At 68.0% G+C, this 14,457-nt stretch carries 13 protein-coding genes; 5 read left to right on the top strand and 8 right to left on the bottom strand.

Going from position 1 to position 14,457, the window contains the following annotated elements; translation table 11 throughout:
• The first annotated feature begins 166 nt into the window (after positions 1-166).
• Positions 167-814: an NAD(P)-dependent oxidoreductase gene (locus O9Y01_RS05705; protein ID WP_269630570.1), complete on the top strand. Its 648-nt coding sequence runs from the start codon at positions 167-169 to the stop codon at positions 812-814.
• A gap of 9 nt (positions 815-823) precedes the next feature.
• Here O9Y01_RS05705 and O9Y01_RS05700 read toward each other — a convergent pair whose 3' ends face one another.
• The 4 genes from O9Y01_RS05700 to O9Y01_RS05685 are packed head-to-tail and all read right to left on the bottom strand — an operon-like array spanning position 824 to position 4,998.
• The gene (locus O9Y01_RS05700) at positions 824-2,110 is read right to left on the bottom strand and encodes a hypothetical protein (protein WP_269630569.1); all 1,287 of its coding nucleotides are present in this window, start codon (positions 2,108-2,110) and stop codon (positions 824-826) included.
• Between the two features lie 5 nt (positions 2,111-2,115).
• Positions 2,116-2,916, bottom strand: a complete 801-nt coding sequence (locus O9Y01_RS05695; RefSeq protein WP_269630568.1) for an outer membrane lipoprotein-sorting protein — start codon at positions 2,914-2,916, stop codon at positions 2,116-2,118.
• Complete coding sequence (locus O9Y01_RS05690; protein WP_269630567.1) at positions 2,909-4,315, bottom strand: ABC transporter permease; 1,407 nt, start codon at positions 4,313-4,315, stop codon at positions 2,909-2,911. The genes O9Y01_RS05695 and O9Y01_RS05690 overlap by 8 nt, the downstream gene beginning before the upstream one ends.
• Positions 4,312-4,998 carry an ABC transporter ATP-binding protein gene (locus O9Y01_RS05685; protein ID WP_269630566.1) on the bottom strand — a complete coding sequence of 229 codons (687 nt, stop codon included), beginning with the start codon at positions 4,996-4,998 and terminating at the stop codon, positions 4,312-4,314. The genes O9Y01_RS05690 and O9Y01_RS05685 overlap by 4 nt, the downstream gene beginning before the upstream one ends.
• A gap of 229 nt (positions 4,999-5,227) precedes the next feature.
• Between O9Y01_RS05685 and O9Y01_RS05680 the strand changes: the two genes are divergently transcribed.
• The 3 genes from O9Y01_RS05680 to O9Y01_RS05670 all read left to right on the top strand — a co-directional run bounded on the left by O9Y01_RS05680 (position 5,228) and on the right by O9Y01_RS05670 (position 11,016).
• Positions 5,228-9,601, top strand: coding sequence for a chemotaxis protein CheB (locus tag O9Y01_RS05680; protein WP_269630565.1), 4,374 nt, complete (start codon positions 5,228-5,230; stop codon positions 9,599-9,601).
• Positions 9,602-9,772: 171 nt separating this feature from the next.
• Positions 9,773-10,345 (top strand): YceI family protein, encoded by a 573-nt coding sequence (locus O9Y01_RS05675; protein ID WP_269630564.1) that lies wholly within the window; start codon positions 9,773-9,775, stop codon positions 10,343-10,345.
• Positions 10,346-10,581: 236 nt separating this feature from the next.
• Positions 10,582-11,016: a hypothetical protein gene (locus O9Y01_RS05670; protein ID WP_269630563.1), complete on the top strand. Its 435-nt coding sequence runs from the start codon at positions 10,582-10,584 to the stop codon at positions 11,014-11,016.
• A gap of 136 nt (positions 11,017-11,152) precedes the next feature.
• Here O9Y01_RS05670 and O9Y01_RS05665 read toward each other — a convergent pair whose 3' ends face one another.
• Positions 11,153-11,719: a hypothetical protein gene (locus O9Y01_RS05665; protein ID WP_269630562.1), complete on the bottom strand. Its 567-nt coding sequence runs from the start codon at positions 11,717-11,719 to the stop codon at positions 11,153-11,155.
• Between the two features lie 143 nt (positions 11,720-11,862).
• On the opposite strand from O9Y01_RS05665, the gene O9Y01_RS05660 reads away from it, so the two are divergent.
• Positions 11,863-12,165 carry a hypothetical protein gene (locus O9Y01_RS05660; protein WP_269630561.1) on the top strand — a complete coding sequence of 101 codons (303 nt, stop codon included), beginning with the start codon at positions 11,863-11,865 and terminating at the stop codon, positions 12,163-12,165.
• A 304-nt stretch (positions 12,166-12,469) separates the two neighbouring features.
• On the opposite strand, the gene O9Y01_RS05655 is transcribed toward O9Y01_RS05660, so the two are convergent.
• The 3 genes from O9Y01_RS05655 to O9Y01_RS05645 all read right to left on the bottom strand — a co-directional run.
• A complete protein-coding gene (locus tag O9Y01_RS05655; RefSeq protein ID WP_269630560.1) occupies positions 12,470-13,090 on the bottom strand; it encodes a hypothetical protein in 621 nt (206 codons plus the stop codon).
• 341 nt (positions 13,091-13,431) lie between these two features.
• Positions 13,432-13,710: a hypothetical protein gene (locus O9Y01_RS05650; RefSeq protein ID WP_269630559.1), complete on the bottom strand. Its 279-nt coding sequence runs from the start codon at positions 13,708-13,710 to the stop codon at positions 13,432-13,434.
• A gap of 222 nt (positions 13,711-13,932) precedes the next feature.
• A partial coding sequence (locus O9Y01_RS05645) for a tyrosine-type recombinase/integrase (protein ID WP_269630558.1) occupies positions 13,933-14,457 on the bottom strand: 525 nt, incomplete at its 5' end.

Here is a 14,457-nt window from a genome sequence, read left to right as displayed (position 1 = left end):
TGGCGCTTTCCATGTGTTCCGACAGCTCAAGCATGAAGATTTTCTAAACAGTGCTGGCGAATTCTGCCGTCTTATCACGGGACTGTGAAGTTTTTAAAGTTCATCCCATCGCAACACCGCGGCCGCCGCAGTCACCCATGGCGGTCGCCCACTGAAAGGACATCGTATGAAGATCGCTCTGATTGGCGCCACCGGCTTTGTGGGCAGCGCGCTGCTGAAGGAACTCCTGGCCCGCGGCCACGAGGTGCGGGCCCTGGTCCGTGACCCGGGCAAGCTGGCCGCCCAGCCCGGTCTGCAGGCCGTGAAGGCCGACGTCACCGACGCCAGCGCCGTGGCCACCGCCGTGCGTGGCGTGGACGCCGTGATCAGCGCCTACAACCCCGGCTGGGGCCATGCCGACCTGCACGACGAGTTCCTGCGCGGCTCCGCCGCCATCAATGCCGGCGTCAAGGCCGCGGGCGTCAAGCGCCTGCTGGTGGTCGGCGGCGCCGGCAGCCTCTTCATCGCGCCGGGCGTGCAGCTGGTCGACACACCGGAGTTCCCGGCCGAATGGAAGGCCGGCGCCCTGGCCGCCCGCGAGGCCCTGAACCGCCTCAAGGGCGAGGAGGGCGCGGGCCTGGACTGGACCTTTCTGTCCCCCGCCATGCACCTGGAGCCGGGCGATCGCACGGGCGTCTACCGCCTCGGCCGTGACGAGCCGGTCTTCGACGCCGAAGGCCACAGCCGCGTCACCGTGGCCGACCTGGCCGCCGCCCTGGTGGCCGAGGCCGAGCAGCCGCAGTTCGTGCGCCAGCGCTTCACGCTGGGCTATTGAACGCTGCCGTCAGAAATAGCCCCGCACGCTCAGCTGCCAGGCCCGCGCCTGCGGCAGGCTGCCGTACTCGCTGCCCGGCCGGCCCTGCTGGGCCTGCCACTGCAGCGCCAGGTCCAGCCCCGGCCAGCGGTAGCGCAGCTCCAGCCACTGCATGCGGCTGTGGTCCTCGGGGTTGAGGCGCAGCAGGGCATTGAGGTCCAGATGCTGCCAGCCCAGCAGGTCGGGCCAGTTGGCGTAGAGGCCCCACTGGCCGCGGGTGTTGAGCGCCTGGGCCGTGTGGGCCCAGCGGCGGTAGGCAAGGTAGGCCGCGGGCTGGGTCTGCAGCTGCTGCCAGCCCTGGCGATCGGGGGCGGCGCTGTCGTGGGCCCATTCGAGGGTCAGCGAGAGCTTGTTGCCGGCCGTGTAGCGCAGGCCGGTGGCCAGGCGCTGCTGCCAGTGGCGAGGTGCGCCGGGCGGGGTCAGGGCTTGCGCGATGGCGTCGGGCGCCCGCCCGCCGGCCCATTCGAGGTAGAGCACGGTGGCCTGCCCGAGCAGGCTGCTGAGGTTGAAGCCCAGCTGCGGCGACTGGCCGTCCGCGCCATAGAGGGACCACTGCGGCTGCAGGTCCTCGCTCCAGCGCTGGCTCCAGCTGAGCAGCCAGCGGCTGCGCTCGTTGGTGGCACCCAGATCGGCACTGAGCCCGGCCTGGCTGGACGCCTCGGCCAGCTTGGGGGCCACGAGCGCCGTCAGCGCACCGCCTTCCCACAGGCGCTGGGCACGCAGCATCACCGTGCCCAGGCGGTTGGTCTTGAGGCTGGCCGGGTCTGCCGAGATCTGGGAGCGCAGGGCGCCGCTGCGCAGGAAGTCGCTGGGGTTGTAGCCCGTGCCCAGGCCCTGTCGGGCGTTGATGCGGCCGGCGTCCAGCAGCAGCTGCTCGCTGATGCGCCAGGAGGCATAGGCCTCCTGCAGGCTCAGCAGGGCCTGAGGGTAGGGCGCCTGCGCGGGATCGCTGTGATCCAGGCGGGCGGTGCCCAGCCAGCGCAGGTCCGGGCCGGCCTGGACCTCGCCCTGCACCAGCAGGGATTGGCGCTGCTGCGCCTGCCAGGTCTCCGGGCCCGCCAGGCTGCGCTGCAGCGCGCGACCCCAGGCCAGTTCGGCATGGCCGTGCCAGGTCTTGCCCGAAGGAGGGGCGGGCGCGTCGGGGGCGAGGTCGGCCAGGCGCAGGGCCTGGTCTTCGTCAGGGGGGACCGTGCCCTGCGCCGCGGCGGTGCCAGCCATCAGGGCCAGGGCCAGGGCGAGGCCTCTGTGTCGTGGCATGGGCCTCATTCCGGCTTGAAGCGCGGCAGGTAGTCGCGCTGCAGCCAGGCCTCGGGCACGTCCCGCCGCGCCCAGTCGCTCAGGCGCATGACGGTGACCCAGCTGGGGTCCAGGCCATCGATGATGACGGTCTCGGTGGGCCGCTCGGCGCCCAGCTGCGTCTGGTAGCGGCGGTAGAAGGCGGTCTTGAGCAGGGCGCCGCTCTCGGCCATGAACTGCGCCTTCAGCGGCCGCAGGCCGTCCACGGCGATCCACAGCAGGATGCGGTGGTAGCTGGCGTCTGCATTGCGCGCGGAGAGGCTCAGTCGGTAGCTGCGCCGCTTCTGGCGGTCGCCGTCGCTGACCTCTTCCTCCACGGCCTCGGTGGCCTGGTAGTCGCGGGCCAGGTTGACCGTCACCACGTCGCCGTTGGAGGCCTGGCCCAGCAGGCGCTGCTGGGGCGAGAGCCGGATGCTGGCGCGGTTGGCGGGGTCGTAGAACCAGAGGTCCTTGCCGCTGTAGAGCATCAGCTTGCTGGTGTCGCGCGCCGGGGCCATGAAGCGGACCAGGCTGCGGAACTGCCCGCTGGCGTCGGCCTTGGAATAGACGGCCAGCGTGCTGCTGTCGGTCTGCTTGCCCTGGCGGTACTCCAGCAGGGTGTTGGTCAGGCCGAAGCCGTGATCGGGGTTGCGCACCGCGTCGCTGGCGGCCAGCAGGGCCTGGGGATCGGTGGCGGCGTGGGCCAGGCCTCCGGCACACAGCAAGGCGGCCAGGGCCAGGCACTCACGACGGGATGGAAGTATCGGCACGGTCTTCTCCTCAGACATGGCGCAGGGCCTCGACGATCTGCAGCCGCGCCGCCCGCTGCGCCGGCCACCAGGCCGAGAGCAGGGCCACGCTCAGCAGGCCCGCAGCGCTGCCCAGCAGCAGGCCCCAGTCGCCCAGCAGACGCACGCGGATGGGGTAGGCATAGACATAGCCGGGCGGCGTCCAGCTCAGGCCGGCGCGGTTGATCAGCGCGGCGACGACCAGGGCCACCAGCAGGCCCAGCACCACGCCGATCAGGCCCAGCAGCAGGCCCTCGGCCAGGAAAAGGCCGCGGATGCCGCTGCGGCGGTCGCCGATGGCGCGCAGCGTGCCGATCTCGACCGTGCGCTCCATCACCGCCGTGCTCATGGTGTTGCCCACGGTGAAGAGCACGATGACGCCGATCAGCACGGCGATGAAGCCGAACATGGAATCGAAGAACTCCAGGCTCTGGCGGTACATGGGCGCCAGGGTCATGAAGTCCAGCACCTCCAGGGCCTGCGTGCTCACGCCCGGCTCCTTCAGCAGGGCGTTCAGCCGCGCCTGCGCCAGTGGCAGCCCGGCGGTGTGCTTCAGCTGGATCTGCAGCGCCGTCACCTGCGGCGCCTGCCCGCCGTAGACCAGCTTCTGCGCCTGGGCGAGGTGCATCACGGTGGCGCGGTCATCGAATTCCTTGAGGCCGAAGTTCTCGGCCCGCAGCACCTGCAGGGCGACCACATTGGGCGCACCGCGCAGGCTGGAGGCCAGCATCTCGATCTGCACCGGATCCTGCGGGCCCGCCTGCCGCGCCTGGGCCTGCTCGCTGCTGAGGGCCGCGATGTCGGCGGGGATGCCCTCCTGCGTGCCGCTCGGCTCCGCCTCGGGCGGCGGCGGGCAGTCGGCCACCTGCAGCTCCGCGCACAGCTGCAGCTTGCGGGCCACGCCCAGGCCGATGACGACGGCATTGGGCGGGCTGCCGCGCAGGTCCCGCGGGGCGGAGTACATGGCGGCGCCGTACTCGTCCCAGCGGCGCAGCGCGGCCTGGCCCTCGGGCTCGATGCCGGCGGCGGCCACCGGCGTGGACTGGTTGGCGGCGAAATGCCCGGCCAGCCCGCCCAGCTCCAGCTTGGCCGTCACCACGCTGACCATGGGGCCCAGCACCGCATCGCCGCGAATGCGCTGCATCAGGGCCTCGTAATCCTTGATGCCGTAGCTGGCCGGATTGCCGCTGCCGTAGAGGAAGTAGCCCTGGCGCTGCACCTGCAGATGGCCGTGGAGCTGGATGAAGCCCGTCTCCATGCCCAGGATGGCATTGCGGCTGTAGCCGCCGAAGATCAGGATGGCGCCCAGCCCCACCACCATGGCCAGCAGGGTGGTCAGGGAGCGGCGGCGGTTGCGCAGCAGGTTGCGCAGGGCCAGCTTGAAGGTCGTGGCGTTCATGCGCGGACCTCCTGGCGGTCGATGACGCCGTCCTTGATGTGGAAGACCTCGTCGGCCTCGGCCAGCAGCTGCTGGTCATGCGAGGAGAACACGAAGCTCACGCCACGCTCGCGCTGCAGCCGGCGCATCAGCGCGATGATGGTGGCGCCGGTGCTGCTGTCCAGGTTGGCCGTGGGCTCGTCGGCCAGCACCAGCTCGGGCTCGTTGGCCAGGGCGCGGGCCACGGCCACCCGCTGCCGCTGCCCGCCGGACAGCTGCCCCGGGCGGTGCCGGGCGAACTCGGCCAGGCCCACGGCCTCCAGCAGGCTGCCCACGCGCTCACGGCGCTGCGCCGCGGACAGGCCCAGGCGCAGCGTGGGGTACTCGACGTTCTCGTAGGCGTTCAGCACCGGCAGCAGGTTGAAGTTCTGGAACACGAAGCCCAGGCGCCGCGCGCGCAGGTCGGCCAGCTGGTTGTCGCTGAGGCTGCGCACGGACTCGCCCAGCACCTGCACCTCGCCCGCATCCGCCTGGTCCAGGCAGCCGATGATGTTGAGCAGGGTGGTCTTGCCGCTGCCCGAGGCGCCAGCGATCACGCTGAAGCGCCCCGATGAGAGCTGGAGGCTGATGTCGCGCAGCGCCGGAACGCTGACGGCATCCATGCGGTAGGTCTTCTGGACCTGCTGGAGAACGATGGGGGCCATGGTGGAGGGTGATGGTGTCGGCCGCAGCAGTCTCGCAGCTCGGGCGGCTGGGGTATTGAATGGAGTCGACAGAGGCCCACCCGCGAAGTGGGGCATGCCGGCGAGGCGAACCACGCAGGGAGTAGACTGCCCGGGCACAGGCATAGGCACAGTGCGAGAACCACCCATCCGGGGCGGCCTCCGCAGCGAACGGCGTCATGCGCGCGGTGCAACCCTCACCCGGAGCACCGTGAACGAGCCCCTCGACATCCCCGCTGATTCCTCTTCCCCGCCGGGGCCCCCGATGATCGTGGCACTCGGGGCCTCTGCGGGAGGCCTGGAGGCGTTGCGCGAGTTCTTCGGCGCCATGGTGCCGGACGAGCGGCTGGCCTTCGTGGTGCTGACCCACCTGCCGCCGCACCACGTCAGCTACCTGGCCGAGCTGCTGCAGCGTGCCGGCATGCTGCCCGCCCAGGAGGTGCAGGCGGGCGACAGGATCCGCGGGGGGCGCGTCCATGTCATGCCGCCCGGATGCTGGATGAGCGTGCAGGGCAATGTGCTGTCCTTCGAGGACAAGCCCGTCGACAGGGCCGCCGGCCTGCGCCCCATCGATCACTTCATGGCCAGCCTGGCCGAGGATGCCGGCGCCCGCGCCATCGGCATCGTGCTCAGCGGCACCGAACACGATGGCACCGCGGGGCTCAAGGCCATCAAGGCCGCAGGCGGCTGGACCTTCGCCCAGACGCCCGCGACGGCCGAGTTCCCCGGCATGCCGCAGAGCGCGATCGCCGCCGGCGCGGCGGACGAGGTGATGGCGCCGCGCGCCATGGCCCTGGCTCTGCTGGACTATCTGAAGCGCCAGCCGCAGCCGCTCCCCGACGATGCTGCCGGCGACGACGACGTCAGCGCCGAAAGCGAGGACCTGCTCCATGAGGCCCTGGCCCTGGTGCTGGATCGCACGGGGCACGACTTCCAGCTCTATCGACCGGGGATGCTGCGGCGGCGTCTGCGCCGGCGGATGGTGCGCAGCCGCTGCCAGCAGCTGAGCGAGTACCTGCAGCTGCTGCGCGACACCCCCGAGGAGAGCGCCGCCCTGGCCGCCGAGTTCCTCATCGGCGTGACCGAGTTCTTCCGCGATGGCGAGGCCTGGGACGAGCTGGCGGACACCCTCCTGCCGGCCCTGCTGGCCGAGCGCCAGCCCGACGCCCCGCCGCTGCGCGTCTGGACGCCCGGCTGCTCGTCCGGCGAGGAGAGCTATTCCATTGCCATGCTGCTGATCGAGGCCCTGGAGCAGCGCGGGCTGCCGCCGGCCGTGCAGGTGTTCGGGACGGACATCGACCTGGAGGCGCTGGCCGTCGCCCGGCGCGGCGTCTATCCGGCCTCGATCGATGCCGCGATGCCGCCTGAGCGCCTCGCACGTTTCTTCGACCGCCGGGGAGACGACTTCGTCGTGTGCAAGCCGCTGCGGGACAGCGTCATGTTCGCGCCGCAGAACCTGGCGCGGGACACGCCCTTCTCGCGCCTGGACCTGCTGCTGTGCCGCAATGTGCTGATGTACCTGGAGCAGTCGCTGCAGGACCGCATCGTGCAGCTCTTCCATTTCGCGCTCAAGCCCGGCGGGCTGCTGTGGCTGGGCAAGGCCGAGTCCCTCACCGGGCACGGCAGCCTGTTCGAGCCGGTCTCCCGCCCGATGCGCGTGTACCGGCGCCTGGGGGGGCGCTCCCACCTTCCGCGAGGCTTCATGGCGCCGCTCAGCCCCGCCGCGGAATCGGCCTACCGGGCCGCCGACCGCTCGCTGGCGGCCGGCGATGTGTTGCGCCTGCACCTGACGGGCCGCGAGGTCAGCGCGGCGGTCCTCATCGACCGCGAGGGCCGGGCCCTGCACTACCACGGCGACACCGGGCGCTTCCTGGCACCGCAGGGCGATGCCACCCAGGAGCTGCTGCGCACCGTCCGGTCGGAGCTGAAGCCCGCGATGCGCCTGCTGATCCGGCAGGCCTTCTCCGAGGGCGCGGCCACCTCGCGCCAGATCGCCCTGCAGGACGGCCTGCTCACGAAGCAGGTGCTCATCCAGGCCGAGCCCGTGCAGGGCAAGGCGGGCCGAGGTGCCTTCGTGGTGACGTTCACCGCCTCGGGCCGCGCACCTGGGCCGGCTGCGCCGGTCCCGCCTGCGGGCGAGGGGCTGAGCGAGCTGGAAGAAAGCCGGCGCGAGCTGGCGCAGGCCCTGGAAGATGCGGAGCGCAGCAACGAGGAGCTGCGCCTGGCCAGCGAGGAGGCGTCCTCGCTCAACGAGGAGCTGCAGTCCTCGACCGAGGAGCTGGAAAGCTCCAAGGAGGAGCTGCAGTCGCTCAACGAAGAGCTGGCCACCGTCAATGCGCAGCTCGAGGAGCGCATGGCCGAGATGGCGCGCCATGCCGACGACCTGTCCAACCTGCTGGAAAGCACCGCGCTGGCCGCCATCCTGCTGGACAGCGAGATGCGCATCCGGCGCTTCACCCCCGCGGCCATGCAGCTGTTCAGCCTGCGTGCCGGCGATGAGGGCCGCCTGCTCAGCGACATCGCCAGCCGTGTCGAGGACCCGCAGTTCGGACAGGAGGCGCGCCGCACCTTCGACCTGCGCCAGACCTCGGACGCCGAGATCTCGAGCCCGGACGGGCGGCTGTACCTGCGCCGCCTGCAGCCCTTCCTGACCCAGACCGGTGAAGTCGATGGCGTGGTGGCCACCTACATCGACATCACGGTGATCCGCAACGCCGCGCAGCAGGTGCGCCAGCTGGCCTCGGTGCTGGACCATTCCAACGACGCGGTGCTCACGCTGGACCCGCAGGGGCTCATCCTCAACTGGAACCAGGGGGCGGAGCGGATCTTCGGCTACACCGCGGCGCAGGCCCGGCAGCTGACGATCTTCGACCTCGTGCCGCCCGAATACCAGGACGGGACGCGGCGGCTGATGAGGCGGGCCCTGGAGGCGGGCGCTGCCGGGCCGGCGGATGTCCTGCGCTGCACGCGGGGTGGCCACCGCATCAATGTGTCGGTGGTCATGTCCGCGCTGCGCAATGAGCAGGGCATGCCGGCGGCGCTCCTGTCCACCGAGCGCGACATCACCGAGCGGCGGCGCATCGAAAGCGAGGTCCGCTTCCGCCGCCTGGCCGACGACATTCCCGCCTTGCTGCGGGTGGAAGACAGGCAGGGCCTGGCGCAGTTCGTCAACCGCGCCTGCACCGAGTTCACCGGGGCCACGATGGACATGCTGCTGGGCAGCGGCTGGCTGGAGTTCGTCCATCCGCAGGATCGCCAGCGCTACCTGGCCGAGCAGACCCGCGCCTATGCGGCGCGCGCGCGCCTGGAGATCGACATCCGCTTGCGCCGCCATGACGGCGTGCCGCGCTGGACGCGCTCCATCAGCGTGCCGCATGTCGGCGGCGATGGCGAGTTCGCCGGCTATGTGGCCCTGATGCTGGACATCGACGACCGCAAGCTCGCGGAGCGCGAGCTGATGGACGCGCACCGCCGCAAGGATGAATTCCTGGCGATGCTCGCTCACGAGCTGCGCAATCCGCTGGCCCCCATCCGCAATGCGGCGCAGCTGCTGTCGCGCCAGGACGCCTCGGGCGAGACGGCGGCCTGGGCCGTGGGCGTGATCGAGCGGCAGACGCAGGCGATGAGCCGTCTGCTGGACAGCCTCCTGGACGTGGCGCGCATCGCGCGCGGCAAGACCGAGCTGGAGCTGGCGCCGGTCGAGTTGCGCGTCGTGATCGAGCGTTCGATCGAAGTCAGCCAGGCCCTGATCGACTCGCGAGGCCAGGTGCTGCGCGTGGAGCTGCCGGACGAAGCGCTGCTGATCAATGGCGACCTGGTGCGCCTGACCCAGGTCTTTGCCAATCTGCTGAACAACGCCTCGAAGTACACCGACGAAGGCGGCGAGATCCAGGTCAAGGCCTGTGTGCAAGGGCGGCAGGTGCTGGTGCAGGTCGGCGACAACGGCGCGGGCATCTCGGCGGACATGCTGCCGCGCGTGTTCGACCTGTTCAGCCAGGCCGACCGCACCCTGGACCGGGCCAAGGGCGGCCTGGGCCTGGGGCTGACGCTGGTACGCCAGCTCGTGGAGCTGCACCGCGGCGAGGTGACCGCGTCCAGCCCCGGCCTGGGCAAGGGCAGCACCTTCAGCGTGCATCTGCCCCTGCTGGAGCCGCTGCCGAAGTCGCCCGCCCAGGCCCAGGCCTCGCCGGCAGCCCCGCGTGCCAGCGCGCTGGCGCGGCGGGTTCTCGTGGTGGACGACAACGTCGACGCGGCGCAGATGCTGGGCGCCATCCTGCAACTGCACGGCCATGAGGTGTGTCTGGCCTTTGACGGCGCACGCGCCCTGGCCCTGGCCGATCAGCAGCCTTTCGACGTGATCATCCTGGACATCGGGCTGCCCGGGCTGGACGGCTACCAGGTCGCGCGCACCTTGCGTGGACGCGCGGCGATGTCCGGCGTGACCCTCATCGCACTCACGGGCTACGGCCTGAAGGAGGACGTGGACCGGGCCCGCAGCGCCGGATGCGACACGCACTTCGTCAAGCCCGTGGACGCGGATGCCCTGTTGCAGCGCATCGAGCAGGCGCCACAGCGCAGCCCCTGACCCTGCCGCTTGCCCGGCGCTCGTGCCGGGCGCGGGCGGGTGCCAGCACCCAGCCCTGCCGGCCGTTTTGCCTTCTTCGTGGACGGGCGATGATGCGGGCTTGTCGAGAACCGCCGCCCCGCTTCGTCGTAGGGATGGCGACCCTGCCAAGCCGCTTCACAAGGATCCACGATGAAACCCCTGCTGCTCGTCTCCGCCCTGCTCGTTGCTGCCGCTGCGCAGGCCGCTCCCGTGAGCTACGAGATCGACCCCACCCACACCTACCCCAGCTTCGAGGCCGACCACATGGGCATGTCCTATTGGCGCGGCAAGCTCAATCGAAGCGCCGGCACCATCGTCTATGACAAGGCCAGCGGCGCCGGCAGCGTGGAGGTGACGATGGACCTGGCCAGCATCGACTTCGGCCTGCACGCGATGAACGCCTGGGCCACGGGCAAGGACTTCTTCAACGTCGAGAAGCACCCCCGCGCCGTCTTCAAGGGCCGCTTCGAGGGGGGCGCCCAGGGCGGCGTGCCGACCCAGGTGGTGGGCGAGCTGAGCCTCAACGGCCAGACCCGGCCCATGGTCCTGGCCATCCACCAGCTCAAGTGCATGCCGCACCCCATGCTCAAGCGCGACTTCTGCGGCGCGGACGCCTCCGGCAGCTTCAACCGCGAGTCCTTCGGCCTGGCCGCGGGCAAGGACTGGGGCTTCAAGATGGACGTGAACCTGCGCATCCAGGTGGAGGCCGTGGCGCGCGAGTGAACCGCGGGCAGGGCAGGGGCCGGGTCGTCAGGGCCAGGCTCTTGCTGCGGCACCCTGCCTGGACGCAGCCGGCTGCCGCATGCAGTGTTGTGCAAAGACACGGGGGTCAGGTCTTGCGTCGGCCCGGGCGTGACCTGCGCGTGAAGATTTTCTCCATTTCGTCGCCTATCGGGCCGGGGCGCTCGCCGCCCCTCCTAGACTGCCCTGGTCATCACGAACCAAGCAGGACGACATCGATGAAGAGACTGGTCAGCGCAGCAATTGCACTTCTCGCCGCACAAGGCGCCTGGGCCGGGGACACCGCCGGCCTGGTGGGCATCATGAACACCTCCGGGACGGTGGAAGTCAACAACTTCGTCAATCCCAAAGTGATCTGGACCGTCTACAACGTCAACGACCCGGCCGAGGAAGCCTATGTGCTGGCCTATGTGGCGTACAAGAAGCTGGGCAAGCACACGCCCTCCATCGAATGGACGGACGCCCAGAACAAGCCCGTTGACCGTTGCAAGTTCGATCAGACCACCGTCACCAAGATGCCCTGGGTCCACACCCTGACCTGCAAGTGGGGCGGCCGCCTGCCTGATGGCGGCATCCGCTTCACGGTCTTCAACACCTTCGAGGGCCAGAAGGAGAAGGTCGGCGAGATGTTCATTCCGCCGAATACCAAGTAAGCGCCTCGCGGAGCCCAGGCCACGGCTTGCTGCCGCGGCCTGGGCGTCCGGCCCGACCGTCCGACCCGAACTTCATGCCGGACCGTCATGCCCGACTTTTCGGCTCGCCTTCCAGGCGATCACTCAGGGCCTACATTCAGGGCCCGGGCATGCGCTTGAGCAGGTCGCCCAGGTACAGGTGCTTCTGGCCATTCACGAGCGTGCTTCGGGTGGCGGGGGGGAACACCACGAGCCGGGGCGGGCGGATCAGCCAGCGGTCCCGCTGGCCGGGCGAGCTGGTGTCGCCGGCCACTTCCATCGCTCCACGCCATTGCCCGACGATCGCTGCAGAGGGCAGCACCGACTCGCAGCGAGCGGCGAACGCCGGAGCGGTCTCGACGGGAATGTCTGCGTACCGGCGCAGGAACAGCAGATAGCTCGCCCCCACCTTCAGGAAGGGGACATAGCCGAACTCGAACAAGGCCCCATCTGCGGTGTTCTTGATGGCGCCCTCCACGCGACCCCGGTACCGCGCACCGCAGGGCTGCCCGCCTGCCGAGACTTCGCGAGCCTCCAGGACCTTCACGACGCCTACAGCGTAGGCTTCTGCAAAGAGTTCCTCAATCCGCATCGAGGCCTGCATCGTCGCCCTTGCCGGTGAGCCGACGCACAACAGGGCCAGCGCCCCGGCCATCCGGCGGCGAGTCATGGAGAGGTGGGTCATGCGGTCGATTCTGCCGGGGGCGACAGGGCGGCGGGGTCAGGTCTTGCCTGCGAAGCGCGGGGGCAGAAGACATGCCGGCTCATTCGGCGGCCGGCCCGGGGCGTGAGGGTGGTGGCTTTGGACCGTTGCAGCAGAAGGCACGGATGAAGCGGCTGGATGGGCGCGGAAAAGTCATGCCCGGCGTTTGCGTGCTGCAAAGTGACCCGGCGGAGTGGCGATGCGCTGTCAGAGAGAGGGCGCTGGATGTCGAAACGTCGATCGTCAATGTATCGCGGCACTCGCTGACGCCCAAGGCAGGAAGCCCCGAAGAGTTGCATCGCCTCATCGCGCAGCTCATCGAGGAAGCAGGCTTGGGCTCTTTGCGGTGTGGAGAGCCCCTTCGGCGAGTGTTCAAGGCAGAGCTTGAAGACGTTGAACTGCTGACGGGCTTGCCGGTCTTCAGCTAGCGCTAGACGGAGCTCGCGGCGCGAGTTGAGGGAGCGCACGTTGCCAATGGTGGCATTGCAGCGACCTCGGTCACTCGGTGCTGCACTTCGTACGACCGGCCCTGAGCCGTCCCGGTCATCCAGGTGCTGGCCGGCACAGGTCCCGACCGACTGGTCTGACGGTTGGAGCGGTCGTTCGATGCTTCCGCCTGCACTCAGGTCGTCCGAGCGGCTGCTTCAAGGTCCTGCGACTGTTTCAGATCGACCCGGAGCGGGCAAACGATGTGGCGAATTCACTGCCCCAGAGCAGCCATTCCACGTGCAGCTAAGCGGCCGCTGCTTGCAGCGGTCCGTTTGAGCGTGCAGTTAGACGCTCGCTCAACTTGTCAATTGTTTCGACAGACATTGCTTCGTATTTGACGCAGCCGCGGTATACCTCGAACATCTCTGTGCAATTGAACTCCTGCATTTCCTTGCACATCATTCGAATCTGACGCCAATCGGCAAGCGCAGCAACCTGTCTCAAGCCCTTTCGTCCTTTGATGTTTGGCTTAAAGCGCTTGAACTCCGAATCGCCGAACGTGTGAGTTCCCCATCGAGAATGTATGAGCGCATTTCGGTACTCCTCAAATTTCGAAAGCTGAGAAATTATTCTCTTGAAAATGTCACATTGAGCCGATTGATCTTCGTATCGATTTAAGTAAAGAGCTGAAAGCAAGTCTAGCTTTTGCCCAAAACTTAGTGCTGCTGTCATGATCGCAATGTTTTCAAAGTATTGTTCTTGACTTTCTCTTTTCATAAATACAGCGAGAAATTCTCCAAGGTCATGCTCGAATCGATTGAACTGCATGACCAATAGACCGATAGATGTTGCAGTTCGCACGCTTTGAACGTGCATCAGCCTGGAGTTTTTGACGAACTCTTCGGGTAGTTTGAAGTCGGTCATGTGATTGGTCTAACGTGTTATGGGGAGACAGACACTGCTGCATAACATCGGCGCTGTCCGTATAACAACACCGCAGCAAGCTTTCACAAGCCTTTGATTCATTGGCGATTTCTCCCAGTCTGCAGTCGCGCCCAGGGTACTAAGAATTCGATAAATGCGGCACGGGTTGCAACTGCTGCGACGCATCAAGGCCCCAAGCTGATGCGGCGGCAAAGCAGTCACTGCCAGCCTTCCGCTTCTGGCCGACACCTGCCGCAGGAGCATCATCCGGCCAATGAGCAACAAGGCAACGCGCTTTGCCGTTGTCGCTGGCCTGTCGAGTTCTTCCGACTCCTTGTCTTTCACTGCTCAGTTTGAACGCAGTTGATCAGGAAGAGTCTGTCATCGAGCAGTCCCTCGTAGCACCAGACGTGCCTCAGGCCGGCCAACGGCGTCGGCCCCCGCTCAATCGCGTCGATCAGTTCCGGCTCCGCGGCCTTGCTGAACGCGGCCACCTCATGAAATGTGCTGCCACCTTGGCCCCGAGCCCACATGGACGCGGCTTCGAAGTGCGTGCTTCCTATGACCTGAGAAACGTATGTCCCACCCTCGAAGTCGACGATGAATGTGAATAGCGGCATCGATAGGTTCCTCGTAGGATGCGGCCCCATGCCACAACGTTCAGCGCACCCAATGCAGTTCGTTTCCATCAGCCAGTTGACCGACCGCTGGCAGCCTAACCGAAATACGACGCCCGCATAACGAGGGGCCCTGGCCGGAAAGCCAGCTCGGCCCGACTACAGAAAGCGGTCAGTCTGGGCGGCCGCCCGAACAAGATGTCGGTGCAGCCGCCATCGATTGCGTCAGATCTCGGTCTGCTCGGCGATTTCCAGCGCGTCATCGACTTCGATGCCAAGGTATCTCACGGTCGATTTCAGTCTGGAGTGCCCGAGTAACAGTTGAACAGCCCTCAGGTTCGTGCGCCGGTAGATCAGTGTTGCCATGGTCCTGCGCATCGAGTGCGTCCCGTAGTTGGCGCGATCCAGGCCGAGCTCGTCGACCCAATGCCCGAGGATCCGTGCGTACTGTCGAGCCCCCAGAGGAGGCGAGCCGTGCATTCGGCTCGGGAACAGGAAGTCCTCCGACTTCAGCCCGGCATGCTTGATCGAGGCCTGCAACGCTTCCCGAGCGGCCTGCGTGATTTCGAACTGCACCGGTCGCTGCGTCTTGTGCTGCATGACGACGGCACGTGTTGCCATCTGATCGTAAGCGTCCTGGCATGTCATGTTGATCCGCTGAGCCGCGCCTAGGATGCTCGTATCCATCAACGACTTGATGGGTACGTACGCACTATGGAGCAAGCAGCGCCAGGCCGCCGTCGCCGAGTT

The organism is Pelomonas sp. BJYL3 (assembly GCF_027257975.1).
Classification (GTDB): Bacteria; Pseudomonadota; Gammaproteobacteria; order Burkholderiales; family Burkholderiaceae_C; genus Roseateles_B; species Roseateles_B flavus.
This window is presented reverse-complemented; position numbering and strand designations above follow the sequence as displayed.

Bases quoted from the DNA above. Each gene is read 5' to 3' on its own strand.
- O9Y01_RS05670 (WP_269630563.1), top strand. From the start codon at position 10,582: ATGAAGAGACTGGTCAGCGCAGCAATTGCACTTCTCGCCGCACAAGGC.
- O9Y01_RS05700 (WP_269630569.1), bottom strand. From the start codon at position 2,110: ATGCCACGACACAGAGGCCTCGCCCTGGCCCTGGCCCTGATGGCTGGC.
- O9Y01_RS05675 (WP_269630564.1), top strand. From the start codon at position 9,773: ATGAAACCCCTGCTGCTCGTCTCCGCCCTGCTCGTTGCTGCCGCTGCG.
- O9Y01_RS05660 (WP_269630561.1), top strand. From the start codon at position 11,863: ATGAAGCGGCTGGATGGGCGCGGAAAAGTCATGCCCGGCGTTTGCGTG.
- O9Y01_RS05695 (WP_269630568.1), bottom strand. From the start codon at position 2,916: ATGTCTGAGGAGAAGACCGTGCCGATACTTCCATCCCGTCGTGAGTGC.
- O9Y01_RS05650 (WP_269630559.1), bottom strand. From the start codon at position 13,710: ATGCCGCTATTCACATTCATCGTCGACTTCGAGGGTGGGACATACGTT.
- O9Y01_RS05705 (WP_269630570.1), top strand. From the start codon at position 167: ATGAAGATCGCTCTGATTGGCGCCACCGGCTTTGTGGGCAGCGCGCTG.
- O9Y01_RS05690 (WP_269630567.1), bottom strand. From the start codon at position 4,315: ATGAACGCCACGACCTTCAAGCTGGCCCTGCGCAACCTGCTGCGCAAC.
- O9Y01_RS05655 (WP_269630560.1), bottom strand. From the start codon at position 13,090: ATGACCGACTTCAAACTACCCGAAGAGTTCGTCAAAAACTCCAGGCTG.
- O9Y01_RS05665 (WP_269630562.1), bottom strand. From the start codon at position 11,719: ATGACCCACCTCTCCATGACTCGCCGCCGGATGGCCGGGGCGCTGGCC.
- O9Y01_RS05685 (WP_269630566.1), bottom strand. From the start codon at position 4,998: ATGGCCCCCATCGTTCTCCAGCAGGTCCAGAAGACCTACCGCATGGAT.